Annotated in this window: 17 protein-coding genes and 2 pseudogenes; 16 read left to right on the top strand and 3 right to left on the bottom strand. The window is 52.0% G+C overall.

The window, feature by feature from the left end:
* From CAG41_RS26660 to CAG41_RS26600, 13 genes and pseudogenes are all read left to right on the top strand, one after another.
* A pseudogene (locus CAG41_RS26660) lies at positions 1 to 720 on the top strand (type VI secretion system tip protein VgrG); the annotation flags it as partial.
* Entirely contained in the window at positions 711 to 1,568 is an 858-nt protein-coding gene (locus CAG41_RS26655) for a DUF4123 domain-containing protein (RefSeq protein ID WP_085707698.1), read from the top strand. The pseudogene CAG41_RS26660 and the gene CAG41_RS26655, both read left to right, overlap by 10 nt.
* A gap of 29 nt (positions 1,569 to 1,597) precedes the next feature.
* On the top strand, positions 1,598 to 5,134 hold the full coding sequence (locus CAG41_RS26650; RefSeq protein WP_085707697.1) for a LysM domain-containing protein: 3,537 nt from the start codon (positions 1,598 to 1,600) through the stop codon (positions 5,132 to 5,134).
* 15 nt (positions 5,135 to 5,149) lie between these two features.
* Positions 5,150 to 6,148 carry a tetratricopeptide repeat protein gene (locus CAG41_RS26645; protein ID WP_085707696.1) on the top strand — a complete coding sequence of 333 codons (999 nt, stop codon included), beginning with the start codon at positions 5,150 to 5,152 and terminating at the stop codon, positions 6,146 to 6,148.
* Between the two features lie 5 nt (positions 6,149 to 6,153).
* Positions 6,154 to 7,122 carry a tetratricopeptide repeat protein gene (locus CAG41_RS26640; protein WP_085707695.1) on the top strand — a complete coding sequence of 323 codons (969 nt, stop codon included), beginning with the start codon at positions 6,154 to 6,156 and terminating at the stop codon, positions 7,120 to 7,122.
* Complete coding sequence (locus CAG41_RS26635; protein WP_256582669.1) at positions 7,068 to 8,096, top strand: tetratricopeptide repeat protein; 1,029 nt, start codon at positions 7,068 to 7,070, stop codon at positions 8,094 to 8,096. The genes CAG41_RS26640 and CAG41_RS26635 overlap by 55 nt, the downstream gene beginning before the upstream one ends.
* Positions 8,097 to 8,101: 5 nt before the next feature.
* Positions 8,102 to 9,073, top strand: a complete 972-nt coding sequence (locus tag CAG41_RS26630; RefSeq protein WP_085707693.1) for a tetratricopeptide repeat protein — start codon at positions 8,102 to 8,104, stop codon at positions 9,071 to 9,073.
* A gap of 5 nt (positions 9,074 to 9,078) precedes the next feature.
* A complete protein-coding gene (locus tag CAG41_RS26625; protein WP_256582668.1) occupies positions 9,079 to 10,047 on the top strand; it encodes a tetratricopeptide repeat protein in 969 nt (322 codons plus the stop codon).
* A 448-nt stretch (positions 10,048 to 10,495) separates the two neighbouring features.
* Positions 10,496 to 11,473, top strand: coding sequence for a tetratricopeptide repeat protein (locus tag CAG41_RS26620; RefSeq protein ID WP_085707691.1), 978 nt, complete (start codon positions 10,496 to 10,498; stop codon positions 11,471 to 11,473).
* Between the two features lie 5 nt (positions 11,474 to 11,478).
* On the top strand, positions 11,479 to 12,447 hold the full coding sequence (locus tag CAG41_RS26615) for a tetratricopeptide repeat protein (protein ID WP_085707690.1): 969 nt from the start codon (positions 11,479 to 11,481) through the stop codon (positions 12,445 to 12,447).
* A gap of 5 nt (positions 12,448 to 12,452) precedes the next feature.
* Entirely contained in the window at positions 12,453 to 13,421 is a 969-nt protein-coding gene (locus tag CAG41_RS26610; protein ID WP_139835001.1) for a tetratricopeptide repeat protein, read from the top strand.
* Between the two features lie 5 nt (positions 13,422 to 13,426).
* A complete protein-coding gene (locus CAG41_RS26605; protein WP_085707689.1) occupies positions 13,427 to 14,392 on the top strand; it encodes a tetratricopeptide repeat protein in 966 nt (321 codons plus the stop codon).
* A 173-nt stretch (positions 14,393 to 14,565) separates the two neighbouring features.
* Complete coding sequence (locus CAG41_RS26600) at positions 14,566 to 15,492, top strand: hypothetical protein (RefSeq protein ID WP_256582666.1); 927 nt, start codon at positions 14,566 to 14,568, stop codon at positions 15,490 to 15,492.
* 82 nt (positions 15,493 to 15,574) lie between these two features.
* Here the strand turns inward: CAG41_RS26600 and CAG41_RS26595 are convergent, their stop codons facing one another.
* The gene (locus CAG41_RS26595) at positions 15,575 to 15,871 is read right to left on the bottom strand and encodes a hypothetical protein (protein WP_085707687.1); all 297 of its coding nucleotides are present in this window, start codon (positions 15,869 to 15,871) and stop codon (positions 15,575 to 15,577) included.
* 492 nt (positions 15,872 to 16,363) lie between these two features.
* Here CAG41_RS26595 and CAG41_RS26585 point away from each other — a divergent pair, with 492 nt between their 5' ends.
* Complete coding sequence (locus tag CAG41_RS26585; protein WP_085707686.1) at positions 16,364 to 16,633, top strand: DUF2790 domain-containing protein; 270 nt, start codon at positions 16,364 to 16,366, stop codon at positions 16,631 to 16,633.
* Positions 16,634 to 16,723: 90 nt separating this feature from the next.
* Positions 16,724 to 17,122 (top strand): hypothetical protein, encoded by a 399-nt coding sequence (locus CAG41_RS26580; protein WP_085586939.1) that lies wholly within the window; start codon positions 16,724 to 16,726, stop codon positions 17,120 to 17,122.
* On the opposite strand, the gene CAG41_RS26575 is transcribed toward CAG41_RS26580, so the two are convergent.
* On the bottom strand, positions 17,123 to 17,392 hold the full coding sequence (locus CAG41_RS26575; RefSeq protein WP_085586938.1) for a DUF1652 domain-containing protein: 270 nt from the start codon (positions 17,390 to 17,392) through the stop codon (positions 17,123 to 17,125).
* Between the two features lie 373 nt (positions 17,393 to 17,765).
* On the opposite strand from CAG41_RS26575, the gene eco reads away from it, so the two are divergent.
* On the top strand, positions 17,766 to 18,251 hold the full coding sequence (eco, locus tag CAG41_RS26570) for a serine protease inhibitor ecotin (protein WP_085707685.1): 486 nt from the start codon (positions 17,766 to 17,768) through the stop codon (positions 18,249 to 18,251).
* 29 nt (positions 18,252 to 18,280) lie between these two features.
* Here the strand turns inward: eco and ilvA are convergent.
* A pseudogene (gene ilvA / locus CAG41_RS26565) lies at positions 18,281 to 19,267 on the bottom strand (threonine ammonia-lyase, biosynthetic); the annotation flags it as partial.
* Between the last annotated feature and the right edge of the window lie 112 nt (positions 19,268 to 19,379).

The raw sequence follows: 19,379 nt of genomic DNA, 5'->3' as shown, positions 1-19,379 counted from the left end.
GACCCCGACCAGCCGCTGGTCACCGGCTGCCTGTACCACAAGGAAAACGTCGTCCCCTACGACCTGCCCGCGAACAAGACCCGCAGCACCTTCAAGACCCTCAGCTCCCCCGGCGGCAAGGGCTACAACGAACTGCGCATCGAGGACCGCAAGGGCGCCGAGCAGATCTACCTGCACGCCCAGCGCGACTGGGACGAGAACATCGAGCACGACCAACGGATCCGCATCGGCAACGAACGGCATGACACCGTCGAGGCCAACGCCTACAGCGAGTTCAAGGTCGAGGAGCACCGCATCACTCATCTGAATCGCATCAGTGAAATGCGCGCCGACGACCACCTCACCGTCGCAGTGACCCAACACGTGAAGGTCGGCACCGGGCAGTTCGTCGAGGCCGGCACCGAAATCCATTACTACGCCGGCCAGAAAGTCGTGGTCGAAGGCGCAATGGAGCTGACGGCCAAGGCCGGCGGCAGCTTCGTAAAAGCCGATGCCGGCGGCGTAACCATCAGCGGCGCCGAAGTGAAGATCAACACCGGCGGCGCGCCGGGCGTCGGTACACCGGCAGCGCCATTGTTGCCGGGACCGATGAAAGTGGTGGATGCGGACAAGGCTGGGAAAGCGCCGCTGCCCGCCCGCCTGAACGAGTCAGGCATCACACCGCTGTGCGGAAAACAGAGTAACGGCGCTTGCAGCCGTAAGGATTGCACATGCATGTAAAAGCGCTGAGTGCTTTGCTGGAAAAGCCTCGCTACCACTTCTCGGACCTGCCGGCCGCAAACCCATCGTTGTGTTTCATCATCGACCAGGGACTTCAGCCGCAAGCCTTAAGCCGGCTCTACCGGGTGGGTGAGCCCGTTGTCTCCCAAGGGCTGTTTTTCCGAACGGAATTCGCCGAGATACCCGACGGCCCCTTGTGGCTGGTTGCCCCCCGAGGCAGCAAACTGGCTGCGGAAGCTGCAAAACTGTGTGAGGAACACTTTTCGGGAATTGCGATCTCAACACCGGATCCGGAAAAAGCCCTCGCTCACGCACGCTGGTTGCTCAAAGCCAACGACGGTTCCGGAGGGCAAAGTTTGCTGAGTTACCACAAGCCGAGCCTGTGGGCTGCGCTGGCCTACACCGCCGAAAAGACCTTCGATCAGTTGTTGGGTTGCTGGAGCGCCGTTTACGTCCCCGCACCAGGAAACTTCGGCCAACACCGTGGTCCATGGTTAGCCTGGGTGTCCAACACGGAATCGACCTGGTTGATTGACCAGGCGGCATTCAACCTTCCGCAAGCGACCGCTCAGGTTCAGGCGCGCCTTGGATGGTTGTATTGGGTGGATGAAGAGTACGAGGCGTTTGGCGAGCCCGGCGATGATCGTATGAACGATATCGCTGACAATCTCGACCTGCTGCTCAACAGCAATATTTATGAAGGCGACCATTTGCTCAAGCTGGGTCATGCCATAAACGGTCCACTGTTTGAAACGCAGCCTGAGATCATGACGATCCTGCAATCAACGGATGAGTCGTTTATCAAAGTAGATCGGCTCCTGGAATCAGCCGCCGTCGTCCAACGTTAACGGCGAAGCGGCAACAGAACGGAATCACCATGGAAATCACGAATCACGCCGTCATGCCCGGCGAAACCCTGGGCCAGATTGCCTCGCGCTACAACAGCACCGTGGCGCAACTTCGCCAGCTCAACCCCTTCATCACCAATCCGAACAACATCAAAGTCGGATGGAATTTGAGCGTACCGAAAAGCGCGCAAGCCGCGACCGCCAAACCGGTCGCTCAGGCTCCTGCTGCGTCTCAAGCGCCTGCCCAGGCATCCCCCGATGCGCCGGCTCAGTGTTCGGCCGAGGATCTGGTCGAACTGGATCCTCTCAAGGAAACGCCAGACAAAGCCTCGAAGACTTTCAAACCTCATGCCCCTCCCTGCAGCAAAACCTTTGCCAGCGCCATTTATGCAACAGAGGAGCAAGAGTTCTGGCTGCTCCCTGAACGTGCCTTGTCCGCCATCAAAGAGTCGATGTTCACACTCGAAAAAATGATTGCGCCGAACAAGACACGTGACGCGCGCCTCAACGGACTGCAAGAATCAGGTCTGCTTCAATATTTCCTCGAACCCAAGTTGAGCAACTTCCTCAAAGGCGCAAAACGTGCCCGCATGGAAGAGTTCGAAGCGATGGGCGATGAGATCGAAATCGATCCAGCCACCGCCAAAAAAAGACAGAACGAAGCCAATCGGAACAAGCCCGCGGCCGCGCCTGCGCCTGCGCAACCTCCTCAGGAGGACACTGCCCAATCCCGCATGGATCGTTTGAATGCGGATCTCGCTTCCGATCAAAGCATCCGCAAAGAATTCGTCGACTTTCACAAGCGGCGGACTGAGTGGCTTGCGCTGAAAAAAGAAGCGGTAGCGGCTGCGAAAATTGACGGCTACACCTACGAAAGCGGGACGCTGTACTCCAAGAATGCAATTGAAGCCCGCTCCCGCGTGCAAGCGTATCTTGAGGCCCGAAAAAAGCTCTTCGCCAAGGGGGACTTCAAGCAGGTGCCAATGGACGACGTCGCCAAGGCCCTCGCTGAAAAGAAAAAAAGTTACGAGAACATCTGCTCCGGCATGACCGACTGCAGAGCCGACCTCGCTGCCTACGTGTACACGTTACACAAGAACGCCGAAGCGCTGGATTATCACGATTACACCGAATCCATTATCAAAGTTTCAGAGTTCGGTATTGCGCTTCCAGAGTTCGCACTGATCAGTGATGGTCTGCCGTCGGGCATTGCGCAATTCAAGTTGTACCTGGACACCGAGAAGAAACAGGCGGAAGTAACCGCACAGCTCCAGGAGAAGTACAAACGCTGGATCGAAGCCACCGGGCAAAATGCCCAGGCACCGGCGGGTCTGGTTGATACCGAGCGAGCCGAGTGGGATCGCCTGCAGAAAATCAAGGACGACCTTCAGGCGACAGCCCAGCGGAACGCGGCTTCGGGCACACCGGCTCGCCATCTGGTCTGGGAACCGGAAGAGTTTCAGCCCAAGCCCGTCGACCGCATGGTTAAACCCGGGTTTCCTTTGCGTGAAGTCAGTCTCTCGGATGCCAAGGGCACACCCTTGGGATGGCTCAGCATGACGAACCTGAAAGACTTCAAAAAAATCATCAGGGAAGATGGGAAAAAGGCCCTTCTCGCCCCAAAGAAAATGGGCGAAAGCGCACCCACCGATGCCACAGAAGACTCGGATAAAAACAGTGAGAACAGTTCGTTCCGCCAATGGCTTCTTGCGCAGGGCGCGATCAAGTTCAGCGATCAGACAGGTGACTGTTTTGATGAAAGAGGCTGGTTCAAGGCCAACGACTTTTATGCCTATCTGAAAAAGCAGGGCTATACAGTCACCGAACTGGAGAACAGTGCAACATTAACCAGTTGGGGGAAGCATCTTCAGCAACTGGTCTTCCAGAAAAGTGTGCGCGGCAAAATCCGACTGTTCGACAACAGCCCTCAGGCTCAATTCGTCCGCTGCCTGACCCCTCCCCAGCCGAGCATTCACGGTGAAGTCAAGCTGGAAGGCCCGAAAATGACTGCCGCCGAAGGTTTTCAAATGTCGGCCAACATGGGCTTGAGCCTTGACCTGGCCCGCGGCGAAGTGCAGTTGATGAAAGTCGACATGCCCGCCAAGGAAAGCGCCAAAGACATCACCCTGGATTACCTCTTGGACGGCAAAGCCCAGAAGATGAATTTTGGCCGTTTCTCCTTTCACTTTGGTGTGAAAGCCTGGGGATACGCCGGCGCGTCGTTGTTGCTGGCCGGTAGCGTCGAGTTGAACCCTATCCTCGGCAACGTCAAATACGGGGCGACCCTCAGCCCCGTCAAACGCGCACAGCGCGAGGACGCCTCGGCCAAAGAAGAACGTGCAGATCACGATGCGGCCAAGAAGGCCAAGGCCGACAGCGGAGACAACAGCCCTACTCCGGAGCTTGAGCACAAATCAAAGTCCGGCACCTATGTCGATACCAAAAGCTCGGACCAGGTACTCACCGGCAAAAAGGCCAACGTGCAAATTGAAAACGGGGCAAAAGCCACCTTCAACGTATTCGGTGGTCTGCAAGCGGCCATCGAACTCACCGGCGCATTGAACTGGGCCCCACCCAAAGATCTCGTCGCACTGCGCACCGCCCCCACCATGGGTATCGGCAGCGACAAAGACGCGAAAAAAACCAACCCATGGCTGACCCTCGCCAAGCTGAGTGGGTCTGTCGGGGTTGCGCTGGGTGGGGGATTCCAGGGAACCGCACAGATTTCCCTGGATAAAGGCCGCTTCATTCTCAACCTGAAAGCAGCTGTGGTACTGGGGCCAGGTGCCAACGGTAGCTTTAAGTTCGAGATTGGGTATGAGGCGGTGGTTGACATCATCAACCTGTATCGTAAAGAACTGCACAAAACCAAAGGCCGCAAGGTTGAGTGGATGGATCCTGAAGCAAGTGAATATGCTTCCGCGCTCAACGCTTTGGGCGTTGCTGGATTGAACGTGGCGATGGCTTACATGATGCCTTGGGATGTCGTGATGAGTCTGTATGAAGCGTTGACGCGGAGTGGCAAGGGGGGGCCGATTGCGGATGCTGTTGTTGAGTACGGCAACCAGAGCGAACTAGAGGATTGGTGTATTAACGCAATCCCTAGTGCTTTGGGACCGCTATTCAGGACACTAATTAGCCCGCCTGAGAAATTCACTGTAAATAGTGAAGGCTCAAAACGTACATATTCGCAATCGGAAGCTCACGCACTTCAGCAGAAAGCAATTGAGCGAATTTTAGGCTGGATAGTTAAAAACGCACAAAAGAACAACACCGTAGACAAAGCACAAAGTCAGTTTGAGATGACATGCATGTCGATGAATGAGTTCGGAATAAAGACCACTGATTCAGAGCAAGACTACTGTAAGAATCGATTTGCTTTGGATAGCTTCATGGCAGAAGGCGTTCAAAATTTACTAGACAAACAAAGTAATAGCGCAAGAGAACGTTACAAAAAACACGTGGAGCTTCTCGGCGCAAACCTTTCAGGATACTGCCAGAAAAATTTTACTCCTCGGCCGAGCTACTCCAGTAGCGGCGCTTCACCATTCCTGAAAAATTACTAATGAGTATTGCATAAAATGAATATTCTTAATCCATTTCTATCGCTGATAGTATTGCTTTTTGCTTCTTCCCAAGCCTTAGGCACCGAGACAAGCAACTTTATCACAAATACCCAACAGAAATACAACCAGAGCCGTGGAATAACACTTTACAACCAACTAAAGATCGATGTCGCTATTCCACAACTAGAAGCAGAGGCCAAAGCTGGAAAAATAGATTCTCAGTATTACTTAGGCGAAGCTCTGCGAAAGCGGAATCGCTATATGACCACTGAAGCACAACACTGGTATGAGGAAGCCGCAAATAACGGATCCATATTTGCAATGATTCAGCTAGGTCGGCTAAATGACGACCTCTGCAAAAGAATTAATAGCTGCCCCCCCAGCAAACACTCAAGTGCCGAGTGGTTAGAACAAGCCAAAGACAGAGTTTTGAAGGAAGCTAATAAAGGAGACCCAGAATCTCTGTATTTAATGTATGAAATAACCTTCGACCGTGACTGGTTAGAAAAATCTGCAAATGCAGGCTACTCACTTGCACAATACTGGATGGCCGTCGGCGATCGACAGGGTGAGGGATTATTCCTGATTCCAGGAAAGCGCGAAGAGGCTGTAAGTCAGTGGTTGAAAAAGGCTTCGGAAGGAGGGAATCCAAAAGCAATGATGGACTACATTGAGATTCTTTATAAAAAAGGCGATCTTGAGGGAGTTCGGTATTGGCTTCAAGCTGCAGCTGAGACAGGTGATCAAAAAGCAATAAGCAGTTATGGATCTTACATTGCCCATGCCCCCGACCAAGTTGGTTACCCACTGGATCAGGTCAAGGGCTATGCACTAATCAGTCTACTGAAAGAACTAGATGGAGGCGGTGCAATTCAAGACTTCGTCCAAGATACGCTCGAAGAGATTGGGAGCAAGATGAGTGCCGATCAGATTGAACGGTCAAAAGCCGTGGCAAGGGAATGGAAATCCACTCATCCACCGCTTTCCTTTTTCCCAGAGAAGTTAAGCCGCTAATTTCAATGAAAATCTTGACATGCCTTTTGGCCCTTTCACTTTTCATTCTCAATGAAACTAGCTTCGCAATAGAGCGCGAACAAGCCCCTTCTTCAGGGATAGTTCTATACAACCAGCTAAAACTGGACACTGCTTTTCCCGTTTTGGAAAAAGAGGCGTTATCTGGAGATGTCGATTCACAGTATTATTTGGGAGAGGCCCTGCGAAAACGCAATCGCTATATGACGCAGGGAGCACAGTACTGGTATGAAACGGCTGCGGTGAATGGTTCCATATACGCAATGATCCAGTTAGGCCGTAAAAATGAAGATTTGTGCAGAGCTATGGACAACTGTCCAACCAGCACCAGATCTCCAGCCGGATGGCTCACACATGCCAAGAAGTTGCTGCTGGCAAAGGCCAATAACGGTGACCCTGAATCGTTGTACCTAATGTATGAAATAACGTTAGATCGCACTTGGCTCGAGAAGTCCGCGAATGCGGGATATGCCCTTGCTCAATACTGGATGGCAGTAAGCGAACGACAGGGCGAAGGGTTCTTTTTCATTCCAGGCAAGCGTGACGCGTCTGTCAAAAAGTGGCTATTGCTTTCATCTGAGGGAGGCAATCCTAAAGCCATGATGGACTACCTGCAAATACTGTACGAAGAGGGAGACATGAACAGCGTTCGCCATTGGCTTGAAGTGGCAGCCGGAACCGGAGATCAAACAGCTACGAGTAACTATGGCGCTTATATCTCACACACTCCAGATAGCGTCGGCTACCCGTTAGACCTCGTTAAAGGCTACGCTCTTTTTTCCTTACTGAAAGAACTTGACGATGCTGGTGGAATAAAAGACTACGTTGACAGAAAAATAGAAAAAATATCTGAAAAAATGACACCTGAACAAATTGAGCAAGCTGAAGGTGTGGCAAAAGAATGGAAGAAGACTCATCCACCTCTTTCTTTCTTCCCAGACAAGCTGGGTCGCTAATTTCAATGAGATTGTTAACATATTTTTTTGCCACATCACTTTTAATTTTCAGCGAGGCCAGTCTAGGTCAACAGCAAAAGCAAGCACCTTCTGCCGGGGTGATTCTATACAACCAGTTAAAATTTGACGCTGCATTTCCCGCATTGAAAAAGGAGGCTTTGTCTGAAAATGTCGATTCTCAGTACTACTTGGCAGAGGCTCTGCGAAAACGCAATCGCTATATGACGCCAGAAGCACAGCACTGGTATGAAACAGCTGCGGCGAATGGTTCCATATACGCAATGATCCAGTTAGGTCGAAAAAATGAAGATTTATGCAAAAGCATGGATAACTGTCCTGCCAGCGCCAAATCTCCTGTTGAATGGTTAACACATGCCAAGGAGTTACTACTGGCAAAGGCCAACAACGGTGACCCTGAGTCATTGTACCTAATGTATGAAATAACGTTTGATCGCACTTGGCTCGAAAAGTCAGCAAATGCAGGATATGCCCTCGCCCAATACTGGATGGCTGTAAGCGAGCGGCAAGGTGAGGGTTTCTTTTTTATCCCAGGAAAACGTGACGCATCTGTTAGAAAATGGCTTTTGCTTTCTTCTGAAGGCGGTTATCCCAAAGCAATGATGGATTATCTGGAAATACTGCATACAGAAGGTGATACAGAGAGCATACGCCATTGGCTTAAGTTAGCAGCGGAGACCGGTTACCAAGCAGCTGTAAGTAGTTATGGAGCTTATATTTCGCATACGCCAGACAAGGTGGGCTATCCACTGGATATTGTAAAAGGCTATGCGCTCTACTCTTTACTAAAAGAACTTGATGAAGGTGGAGGAATAAAAAGGTTCGTCGAGAAAAAACTAGACAGTATTGCTGAAAAGATGACGCCAGAGCAAATTGAACAGTCAAAAATTGTGGCAGAACAGTGGAAAGCCACTCATCCGCCGCTCTCTTTCTTTCCTGACAAGCTAGGTAACTAACACCGATGCTGCGGATACGTCGCTTTGTTTTTGCATTAATCATCTCCATCCATACTGTAACTGTCTTAGCAACACCGCAAGGAAGCGTGCCGACTTTAGGAGTGACTTTGTACAATCAGCTCAAAATTGACTCAGCCATCTCAGAGCTGGAAAAGGAAGCACAATCCGGAAATGTAGAATCACAGTACTACTTAGGAGAAGCACTTCGGAATCGCAATCGCTTCATGACTTCAGAAGCTCAAAAGTGGTATGAGCTCGCTGCTTCTCAAGGCAATTTGTATGCAATGATTCAGCTAGGCCGCAGTGGTAATGATCTTTGTAAAATAATGAGCAATTGTCCAGAGTCCGGCAAATCCCCTGCCAACTGGTTGCAAGACGCACGCCGGCTTGCGGAACCCAAAGCAGAACAAGGCGATGCAGAGGCCATGTACATTATGTATGAAATAACTCTGAATCGTGACTGGCTGGAAAGGTCCGCAAATGCTGGACATTCAATTGCACAGTTCTGGATGGCCATTGGTGACAAGCAAGGTGAAGGCTTTTTACTTCCTTGGAAACGTAAGGAGGCGGTAGGGAATTGGTTTAAAGCATCCGCAGAAGGAGGGAACCCGCGAGCCATGATGGAATATGCGGCGTACCTTTATGAGAACGAAGGTGACCTTAAAGTTGCTCGACGCTGGATACAGCTAGCGGCAGAAAAAGGATACAAAAGCGGCGTGAGCAGTTATGGTGCATATTTGGCACATGCTCCCGATCGATTTGGCTTCGAACTTGACTTAGTTAAAGGATACGCCATCACGTCACTATTAAGAGAACTTGACGGCGGGGGCAATGTGCAAGTCTATGTCGAAGAAGTACTTCCAGAAATCGCAGAAAAAATGACACCACAACAAATCAAAGAAGCGGAGGTTTTTTCAGCTCAGTGGAAAAAAACTCATCCACCGCTTTCTTTTTTTCCTGATAAGTTAAGTCGTTGATTTCTATGAAACCGTTGACATACCTTTTGTTCGTTTCACTTTTCACTCTCTATGAAACCAGCTTCGCAATAGAGCGCGAACAAGCTCCTTCCTCAGGGGTAGTTCTATACAACCAGCTAAAACTGGACGCTGCCTTTCCCGCTTTGAAAAAAGAGGCATTATCCGGAGATATCGAATCACAGTATTACTTGGGAGAGGTTCTGCGAAAACGCAATCGCTATATGACGCCGGATGCCCAAAAAGCTTACGAGGAGTCTGCAAAAAAAGGCAACATCTATTCAATGATTCGGCTTGGCGAAGCGGATCAAGACTTGTGCACAATTATGAAAAATTGTTCTTTTACGGAGCATTCTCCCGAAGAGTGGACAAACAAAGCTAAAATATTTGCAACTGAACAGGCTTCAAAAGGAAGCGCTGAGTCAATGTATCTGTTATGGGGAATAACAGGAAACGATGACTGGTTAGAAAAATCTGCTGAAGGTGGGTTCGCGTTGGCGCAGTTCCGTTTGGCCACTAAGTACCAAGAAGGAGGAGGTACATTCCTATTACCATCAAGAAGATCTGATGCGATTGAAAAATGGATGAAGGCATCTGCAGAGAATGGCTATCCGCCGGGCATGATGGGCTACGCAGCATCCAGAATTGAAAAAAATGATTTATCGTCTTTCAGGTTCTGGAATGAAAAAGCTGCGGCATCGGGCTATGTATCAGGCGTCTTTGGCTATGCGTTATATATTGGGGGTATAGAGCCAACCTACGGCTTCACATTTGATCCAGTAACGTCATATGCTTTACTAACAAACCTGCTAGAACTTAATGGCGGCGGAAATATGATAAACAATGTTACCGACACACTGCCTGAGGTTGAGAAAAGCATGTCCAAAGAGCAGATTGCAGAAGCAAAAAAACTCGCAAAAACGTGGAAATCTACCCATCCACCTCTCTCGTTTTATCCGGAAAAGCTAGGATATTGAATCCAGTGAAGTTATTCATACGCCTCTTGATATCGACAGCTTCTATATGCCGTACATCTATTTTTTCTCGGAACCGGCGCACGAAGTCTCTTCAGGCATCGCCATACTCAATGAATTAAAGCTCAGCGAAGCCTTCTCTAAGTTAGAAAATTAGGCACAGCCTAGAAACTTCGAGAACTCCGAAAGCGTGGAATATACCCTTACTAAATACTGGATGGCGGTAAGCGAACGACAAGACGAAGGTTTTTCCCGGAAAACGTGATGCCTTTATTAGAATATATGTATTACTTTCCCTTGAAGAGTGGATTGTGAATTCCGGCAGATCTCGGCTCGCGGCTAATGACTTTTAGAAGAAACGTGGCGGCGCAGTATTTTTTATGAAAAAAAGCAACCCCTACACCGAGATCAACCTATGTCGGCCACACTCACAAAAACAGAGCCATCACCCATGAAAAAAACAATAACCCTTCTGTTTCTTGCTCTTTCCACTCTTTGCATGAATGCATTTGCAGCCCTTACTCAAGAGCAAGTTATTGCAAAAGAAAAAGGGTTAATACTTTTTAATCAGTTCAAAATATCATCCGCCCTACCCTATTTAGAAATCGCCTCTAATGCTGGCGACCAAGATTCTCAATACTACCTTGGCGAGGCTCTCAGACAAAGAAATCGCTATATGACAGCGGACGCACGCAAGTGGTATGAAGCCGCAGCTTCCCAAGGAAACTTATATGCAATGGTTCAACTTGGCCGAAGTAGTAATGACCTTTGTAAAACAATGAACAATTGTCCAGAATCCAGCCCCCCCCCAGCTAACTGGTTGCAAGAGGCACGCCGATTTGCGGAACCCAAAGCAGAACAAGGCGATGCAGAGGCAATGTACATTATGTATGAAATAACTCTGAATCGTGACTGGCTGGAAAGGTCCGCGAATGCTGGACATTCAATCGCACAGTTCTGGATGGCCATTGGTGACAAGCAAGGTGAGGGATTTTTACTTCCCTGGAAACGTAAAGAATCTGTAGGCAACTGGTTCAAAGCATCTGCCGAAGGTGGAAATCCTAGGGCCATGATGGAATATGCGGCTTTTTTATATGAGAACGGTGGCGATCTTGAAGTCGCACGTCACTGGATAAAAGCTGCCGCCGAATATGGTTATGAAGGAGGAGTTACTAGCTACGGTGCGTACTTAGCACATGCCCCAGAGCGTTTTGGGTTTGAGCTCGACTTAATAAAAGGATATGCAATTACCTCCCTTCTCAAAGAGCTTGACGAAGGTCGAAGCATGCAATCCTATGTGGAGGAAGTACTCCCAGAGATAGCAGAAAAAATGACTCCACAACAAATCAAAGAAGCGGAGGCTTTTTCAGTTCAGTGGAAAAAAACTCATCCACCGCTTTCTTTTTTTCCAGACAAGCTAAGCCGTTAATTTCAATGAAAGCTTCGACATGCGTTTTAGTTGCATCATTTTTCATCCTCAATGAAAGCAGCTTGGCAAATCAGCAAGAACAGGTTCCTCCCTCAGGGCTTATTTTATACAACCAGTTCAATATAGACGCCGCCATCCCCCAACTAAAACTCGAAGCTGAAAAAGGAAACACCGAATCACAGTATTACCTCGGAGAGGCGCTCAGGAAGAGAAATCGCTACATGACCTCCGAAGCACAGCACTGGTACGAAGCGGCAGCATCGGCCGGAAACATATACGCAATGATTCAATTAGGGCGAAGTACCAACGACCTTTGCAAGAAAATGAACAACTGCCCTCCAAGTGAGAAAACGCAGGCACAGTGGTTGACGCAAGCTAAAATCTTAACGCTCCCGCAAGCATCTAATGGCGACCCTGAATCATTATTTTTGATGTATGAAATAACACTGGATCACGAATGGCTGGAGAAATCCGCGAATGCAGGCTATCCGCTCGCACAATACTGGATGGCTGTAAGCGAACGCCAGGGCGAAGGTTTCTTTTTTATTCCAGGCAACCGTGAAGAGTCAGTTCGGAGGTGGTTAAAACTTTCATCGGAGGGCGGCTACCCTAAGGCAATGAATGATTACCTTGTAATCCTTTACACAGAAGGTGACATGGAAAGCGTTCGCCAGTGGATGAAAGTAGCTGCAGAAACAGGAGAGCAAGAAGCCGTAAGCAACTACGGCGCCTATATTTCGCACACTCCAGACAAAGTTGGATTTCCACTAGACCTGATAAAAGGCTATGCACTATTTTCGCTATTAAAAGAACTGGGTGACAATGGTGGAATCCAGGATTATGTCGAGCAAAAAATCGAAAAAATTGGTGAAAAAATGACCCCGGAACAGATTAAAGAATCCATGCGTGTAGCTGCGCAGTGGAAAGCCAGCCATCCACCACTTTCTTTTTTCCCTGATAAGCTGGGCGACTAACATCTGTGCGGATATTGACATGTATTTTAGTTGCAACGGCCATCATCACTGCTGACGCTACTTCGGCTAGCCCACAGGAAGACAAGGCTACCCCAGGAGTAATCTTATACAAACAACTAAAACTTCAATCCGCCCTCCCGTTATTAGAAAGAGAGGCGCTATCTGGAAATATCGATTCACAATACTACTTGGCAGAGGCTCTGCGAAAACGCAATCGCTACATGACGCCGGAAGCACAGCACTGGTATGAAACGGCTGCGGTGAATGGTTCCATATACGCAATGATCCAGTTAGGCCGTAAAAATGAAGACTTGTGCAGAGCTATGGACAACTGTCCAACCAGCGCCAGATCTCCAGCCGGATGGCTCACACATGCCAAGAAGTTGCTGCTGGTAAAGGCCAATAACGGTGACCCTGAATCGCTGTACCTAATGTATGAAATAACGTTAGATCGCACTTGGCTCGAGAAATCCGCGAATGCGGGATATGCCCTTGCTCAATACTGGATGGCTGTAAGCGAACGACAAGGCGAAGGGTTCTTTTTGATTCCCGGAAAACGTGATGCCTCTGTTAAAAAATGGCTATTACTTTCGTCTGAGGGCGGATACCCAAAGGCCATCATGGACTACCTTCAAATTTTATACGAAGAAGGAGACGTGGAAAACATTCGCCATTGGCTGGCGATAGCGGCAGAAACTGGTGACCAAGCCGCCATAAGCAATTACGGCGCCTACATAGCACATACGCCGGATAAAGTTGGTTACCCACTAGATCTGATCAAAGGTTACGCACTGTTCACCTTGCTTGGCGAGCTTGATGACAGTGGTGGAATTGGAAGATATGTTGAGCGAAAAAGCGAAGAGATTCGTGAAAAAATGACTCCCGCACAAATTGAGGAATCAAAAATTTTGGCAGAACAGTGGAAGGCCACTCACCCGCCGCTCTCTTTCTTTCCTGACAAGCTAGGTAACTAATACCGATGCTGCGGATACGTCGCCATATTTTGGCATTAATCATTGCCACCTACAGTGCAATTGGCTTTGCAACCCCGCAAGGAAGCGCGCCAACCTTAGGCATGATTTTGTACAATCAGCTTAAAATTGATTCAGCCATCTCAGAGCTGGAAAAGGAAGCACAATCCGGAAACGTAGACTCACAGTATTACTTGGGCGAGGCGCTCAGGAAACGCTATCGCCATATGACTTCCGAAGCGCAACACTGGTATGAAGCAGCTGCGAATAACGGCAACATTTACGCGATGATCCAGCTGAATCGAAGTAACCACGACCTCTGCCGCCAAATAAAAAACTGCCCAATGAGCGAGAAAAGCCCGGCTGATTGGTTGAAAATAGCCAATGACTTAGCGCTTGCAAAAGCCAATGAAGGAGATCCGGAGTCTTTGTATTTAATGTACGAAATAACACTGGATCGTGAATGGCTAGAAAAATCTGCGCGCGCTGGTTATCCGCTCGCACAGTACTGGATGGCTGTTGGCGACCGGCAAGGTGAGGGATTATTCCTGATACCCGGAAAACGCGAAGAGGCCGTAAGTCAGTGGCTGAAAATGGCTTCAGAGGGAGGAAATCCAAAAGCGATGATGGACTACATTGAGATCCTTTATAAAAAAGGTGATCTTGAGGGAGTTCGGTATTGGCTTCAAGCTGCAGCTGAAACAGGGGATCAAAAAGCAATCAGCAGTTATGGATCTTACATTGCCCATGCCCCCGACCAAGTGGGTTATCCATTGGATCAGGTCAAGGGCTATGCACTAATCAGTCTACTGAAAGAGCTGGATGGAGGCGGTGCAATTCAAGATTTCGTCCAGGATACGCTCGAAGAGATTGGAAGCAAGATGAGTGCCGAACAGATTGAACAGTCAAAGGCCGTGGCAAGGGAATGGAAAGCCACTCATCCACCGCTTTCCTTTTTTCCTGACAAACTTTGACGCTAATTCGAAATTCTGCCTACGAAAAAAACACGTAGAAAAAGCGGAAAGAGTGAAATACAGCCATCAAGATCATAAACGGCAAATTTTTTACTTTCCACTAAAGGGCATGGCACTACCACCATCTAAACCAAGGAGTTGGCATGGTTCGGAATGGCCAGAATATAAAGACTATGGAAAAGTACGGAACCGCTCCAACCGTGATTCTTCGCGAGAACGAACCGACAGGTGAAAAGCCGCTAGAGCTATTTTCGACTGACGAACACACAGAGCAGTATCTGTCGGTCAAAGTCGCCAGCGATCAAAATCGCGGCTTACTTAGCGGGCTACTGGGAGGCATCTCAGCCTTGCTTGCAACTGTGCTGGGCGTATGGATGGCGCTGCTCGGAAAATGGGATGGCGTAGGCTGGATGTTACTGTTCGGGCTCCCTTTATTTATTATCCCAATCATCATTGAGACCAAACGGAATCTGCCACTTCCTATCATTTTCAACCGAAGAACACAGGAAGTATATTTCGACAAGGACGGAGAGCTTTATCATACGCCGTGGCAAGACATAGAAGCTGTCGCCTGCGAATTTGATATTGTAGGCATCTACACTGGCAGCGTCAGGCATGCCTCCCTTGAAGTCCTGATGAAACGACTGGGAGAGCCCGAGAATGCGATCATGGTCAGCATCGGAAGTGCAGCAGGTAAATCATTGCAAATGCAGAAAGGGTTTTGGGAGTACATCCGATCCTATATGAACAACGGGCCTTGGTTCGACAAAGACGGCACGCACAGCGAATCAGACGAGTTCGTAAAGAGCCAGCTCGCATTAAACAAAAAACAATCAGAAAGCCTAAACACCTGGAAATACATCATTCATGAAAAGAAGAAATCCGGAAGCGGGAAAAACTTTCTCACCGCTGCCGACGCTCTATTCTTCTTCAACAATTTAATATTTTATCCATCAAACAAAATTCAGGGTTTTGTTTACAAAGTCGCAAGGCGCCGCTCTCGCAACACCTGGCCACTCATCGTTACCGAAAGGTTGCAAGTAGATGGCCCGACTACGAGGCTTATTGATCTGGAGCGCGAGCGTGGCATCTCCGTCTAATTGACTGGAGCCCTATAGACCTGACAACAGTCGGAACGAACCAGAGGGAGTCCGGACTCCCTCCTCTACCGCAGCCTTAAGCTTAAGCAGGCGCCTGCCAGTTCAGCATCCGCTGCTGAGCAACCTGCAACAGGTCATTGCCGTCCTGCGCCAGCAGGTACAGCGCGTGGGTGATGTGGGGGATGTCCTGGACGTCGGCGTGTTTGAAGCAGAGGCAATGCAGGGTTTCGAGCAGGTCGCTGCAGGCGCGGACGCGCTGGACGCCGGCTTCGAAAATGTCTTTGGGGTTGGCCTCGGTGTCGATGACCATCGGGGCGCTTTCGGTGACGCAGCTGTTGAGGCGGTGATAACGATCGGGAAGCGGATTAAGTGTCGGCATGGTGATTACTCAAACGAATTGAAAGTAACCGCCAGCACCGTGACCAAACGGTGGGGAGGCGGACTGTGTACAGGTTTGGTCACCGGAGAACCACCAATCCGGTTCGCCCGAAGGCGACCCTGCACACAGCCACCACAGCAATGCATTCCGAGGACACGGATGTCCGCGGCGCGGATGATGGCACAAATGCGCAGGTGATTTCTCCAGGTGACCAAACCCAGGTCGCTGATTTTGCAGCGACGCCCAACGATATCCGCCCCGCTCCACCCCCCGAAAGCAGACAAGGCATCCGCCCTTGTAGGAACGCTCCGCACTTGCCTCAGAAATCGCCCCGCACTCTGACAGCCTCCATTCAGCCCGCTTAACCGGCGCTTAACGCCACGGTCCAAGACTCTACCCAACCGCACGCCCTCAGTCGTCCGCTGACGCCCAGTGCGGCAGGTTCGGCCTGCCATCGGCCGAATACCCTTTGCCTCGCACCGGAGTCGCATCATGAACATCCGTCCCCTGTTCCTCGCCGCCACCCTCGCCTGCACCGCCTTCGCCGGGCTCGCCCAGGCCAACGACACCGCCGCGCCGTCCAAGGCCGTGCCCTACCAGTACGGCATGCCGCTGCACGTGGCCAAAGTGGTGTCGCTCACCGAGCCGCCGACCCAGGACTGCAAGGTGATCACCGCCGACATGAAGTACATCGACAACAACGGCAAGCCCGAGGAAATCAGCTACCGGAAATTGTCTGACGCGTGCAGTTTCCAGAACTGACAGACCGTTCTGATTTGCGGCCTGGCGGTAGGCGAGCGAAGGCCCCGGCGGTTATGCTCGGGGCCCTCCCTACTGCCGCAAGGATCCGCCATGCAGTTGTCGTTCCGCACGTTGTCGACCTTCACCGCCCTGTTGTGCTTTCTCCTGGCCATCGTCTGGGGCTTTGTGCCTGACGGGCTGCTGGCGATCTGGAGCATCGACTACTCGCCGGCGGCGGGGTTCGTCGCCCGGCGTAGCGCGGTGCTGTTCGCGGCGTTGGGGGTGATGTTCTGGCTGGTGCGCAATGCGCCGCCGTCGGCCACTCGCCATGCGCTGGGCAACGGTTTCACGGTCGGGTGCTTCGGGCTGGCGGTGCTGGGGTTCGGTGAGTGGCTCAATGGCCACGCGGGCCCCGCGATCCTGTTGGCGGTGCTGGTCGAGTTCGCGCTGGGCCTTGGTTTCATGCAGGCCCGGCGCGTGACGGTCGAACTGAGTGAAACGGTAGGTTAGTCAACCCGCCTTCGAGCGTGGCGCGTATTGATGCGCTGAAGTCTGCTGCGCCAGGTCCGAACGTAGGCCAGCGATCAGGTCGTTGATCTCACGGCAGCCGTTGAGGTGGCTGGCGTCGATGCCGCTGACCAGCAGATCCACCTGGTCGGTCTGGTGGTCGCCGAACACCTTCACCGTCATCGACAGTTCCGGGGTCAGCGTGCATTGGCAGCGTTTCGGCAGAAAGCTGCTTTCAATGATGTTGCGAAGTTCCAAGGCAGACAGAAACATGGCGAACCCTCTCCTTACTGTGAGACTGCCAATCAAGTATTCACGTCGACCGCTGAGGCTTACCCGTGCGGATGTCTCTCCGCTGGTTCCTTGGTGGCTTCAGGCGGCGGTACTGCGAAATGCCCATTGGAGTGTAGGCGCACAAACTCGGTGCGCCGCACCGGAACGACGCATAAAACGTGCCTTTCATCGGTTAGTGCCGTGCCTTTGGGAAATCAGGCACTTGGCGGCACGGGCCAGCATTGTGCCTGTTGCAGATTGCAGGATTGCCCGCTTTGCGCACCGCATTTTGCAACACTTCAAGGGTTTGCATTCATCGCCTACGCTGGTAGAACTGCCCGCCAATTTATCCGACGCCCGCCAGGAGGCTTACATGGGATCCTTTACCGCTTACGCGGCCACCGGCCTGATGGTCGCCAGCCTGTCCACCTTCGCCCAGGCCGCCAAACTCGAAGACGTGGCGCCCTACCCCAAGGCTGAAGCGGGTTTCACCCGCCAGGTCATCCACCTGCCGCAGCAGGCCGACGAAGACAACTTCAAGGTCGAGATCATGGCCGGCAAGACCCTGGAGGTGGACTGCAACCGCCAGCACCTGGGCGGCAGCCTGCAGGAAAAGAACCTCGAAGGCTGGGGCTATCCGTTCTACCGCCTGGAGAAGGTCTCCGGCCCGGTGAGCACCCTGATGGCCTGCCCCCCGGAGTCCAAGAAGAAACGCGCGTTCGTGCCGGTGGTCGGCGACGGCTTCCTGCTGCGCTACAACAGCAAGCTGCCGATCGTGGTGTACGCGCCGAGCGACGTCGAAGTGCGCTTTCGCGTCTGGTCGGCCGCCGACAAGGTCGGCGTTGCCCTCCCGGAATGACCTCACACCGCTGAACCGCACGCCGCCACACGTTCCGCCACATGGCGCAGGCTGTCGAAGTTGATGTTGGCGCCGGAATCGATGGCGATGAACGTCCGGTTCCGGTCGCCGGTCTGCGCCACATACCGCTTGATCCCCGCCACCGCCAGCGCGCCGGAAGGTTCGGTGATCGAGCGGGTATCGTCGTAGATGTTCTTGATCGCCGCACAGAGTTCGTCGTTGCTGACGGTGACCACCTCATCCACGCAGAACCGGCAGACCTCGAAACCGTAGGCGCCGATCTGCGCCACGGCCACGCCGTCGGCGAAGGTGCCGACGCTGGGCAGCACCACCCGTTCCCCCGCCGCCATCGCAGCTTTCAGGCAGGCCGAGTGTTCCGACTCGACGCCGATGATCCGCACCTCAGGCCGCAGGTATTTGACGTAAGCGGCGATGCCCGCGATCAATCCGCCGCCGCCCACCGGGACGAAGATCGCATCCAGTTCGCCCTGGTGCTGCCGCAGGATCTCCATGGCCACGGTGCCCTGCCCGGCGATCACGTCCGGGTCGTCGAACGGCGGGACGAAGGTGCGCCCGGTCTGCTCCGCCAGTTGCAGCGCATGGGCCAGGGCGAACGGAAAACTCTCGCCGTGCTGGAGCGCCTCGGCGCCGCGACTGCGCACTCCCAGCACTTTCAGTTCGGGTGTGGTGGTCGGCATGACGATGGTGGCGGCGATCCCCAGTTCGCGGGCGGCCAACGCCACGCCTTGGGCATGGTTGCCCGCCGACGCGGTGATCACGCCGCAGGCCTTTTGCTCGTCGGTCAGTTGCACCAGGCGGTTGTAGGCGCCGCGAATCTTGAACGAGAACGTCGGCTGCAGGTCCTCGCGCTTGAGCAGGATGCGGTTGCCGAGCATGGCGGACAAGGCCGGCGCCGCCTGCAACGGCGTGCGCACCGCCAGTTCGTAGACCGGCGCGGCGAGGATCCTTTTCACATACTGTTCAAGCAGGGCTTGCTGGGCGGGGCTGTGGCGCATGGTCGTCTCCTGACGTTGGTTGGAGCCCCGGAGACAGAAAGAAAAAACCCGCCTCAAGGGCGGGTTCGGTGCTGCAGCCGTGCGCTAGCCCGCCAGATGAGGAATGGCGGTA

Source organism: Pseudomonas sp. B35(2017) (genome assembly GCF_002113645.1).
GTDB classification, from domain to species: Bacteria; Pseudomonadota; Gammaproteobacteria; order Pseudomonadales; family Pseudomonadaceae; genus Aquipseudomonas; species Aquipseudomonas ekonensis.
This window is presented reverse-complemented; position numbering and strand designations above follow the sequence as displayed.

Excerpts from the sequence above, each read along its gene's own strand:
- CAG41_RS26655 (WP_085707698.1), top strand. The coding sequence starts at position 711 with ATGCATGTAAAAGCGCTGAGTGCTTTGCTGGAAAAGCCTCGCTACCAC.
- CAG41_RS26650 (WP_085707697.1), top strand. The coding sequence starts at position 1,598 with ATGGAAATCACGAATCACGCCGTCATGCCCGGCGAAACCCTGGGCCAG.
- CAG41_RS26645 (WP_085707696.1), top strand. The coding sequence starts at position 5,150 with ATGAATATTCTTAATCCATTTCTATCGCTGATAGTATTGCTTTTTGCT.
- CAG41_RS26640 (WP_085707695.1), top strand. The coding sequence starts at position 6,154 with ATGAAAATCTTGACATGCCTTTTGGCCCTTTCACTTTTCATTCTCAAT.
- CAG41_RS26635 (WP_256582669.1), top strand. The coding sequence starts at position 7,068 with ATGGAAGAAGACTCATCCACCTCTTTCTTTCTTCCCAGACAAGCTGGG.
- CAG41_RS26630 (WP_085707693.1), top strand. The coding sequence starts at position 8,102 with ATGCTGCGGATACGTCGCTTTGTTTTTGCATTAATCATCTCCATCCAT.
- CAG41_RS26625 (WP_256582668.1), top strand. The coding sequence starts at position 9,079 with ATGAAACCGTTGACATACCTTTTGTTCGTTTCACTTTTCACTCTCTAT.
- CAG41_RS26620 (WP_085707691.1), top strand. The coding sequence starts at position 10,496 with ATGAAAAAAACAATAACCCTTCTGTTTCTTGCTCTTTCCACTCTTTGC.
- CAG41_RS26615 (WP_085707690.1), top strand. The coding sequence starts at position 11,479 with ATGAAAGCTTCGACATGCGTTTTAGTTGCATCATTTTTCATCCTCAAT.
- CAG41_RS26605 (WP_085707689.1), top strand. The coding sequence starts at position 13,427 with ATGCTGCGGATACGTCGCCATATTTTGGCATTAATCATTGCCACCTAC.
- CAG41_RS26600 (WP_256582666.1), top strand. The coding sequence starts at position 14,566 with ATGGAAAAGTACGGAACCGCTCCAACCGTGATTCTTCGCGAGAACGAA.
- CAG41_RS26595 (WP_085707687.1), bottom strand. The coding sequence starts at position 15,871 with ATGCCGACACTTAATCCGCTTCCCGATCGTTATCACCGCCTCAACAGC.
- CAG41_RS26585 (WP_085707686.1), top strand. The coding sequence starts at position 16,364 with ATGAACATCCGTCCCCTGTTCCTCGCCGCCACCCTCGCCTGCACCGCC.
- CAG41_RS26580 (WP_085586939.1), top strand. The coding sequence starts at position 16,724 with ATGCAGTTGTCGTTCCGCACGTTGTCGACCTTCACCGCCCTGTTGTGC.
- CAG41_RS26575 (WP_085586938.1), bottom strand. The coding sequence starts at position 17,392 with ATGTTTCTGTCTGCCTTGGAACTTCGCAACATCATTGAAAGCAGCTTT.
- eco (WP_085707685.1), top strand. The coding sequence starts at position 17,766 with ATGGGATCCTTTACCGCTTACGCGGCCACCGGCCTGATGGTCGCCAGC.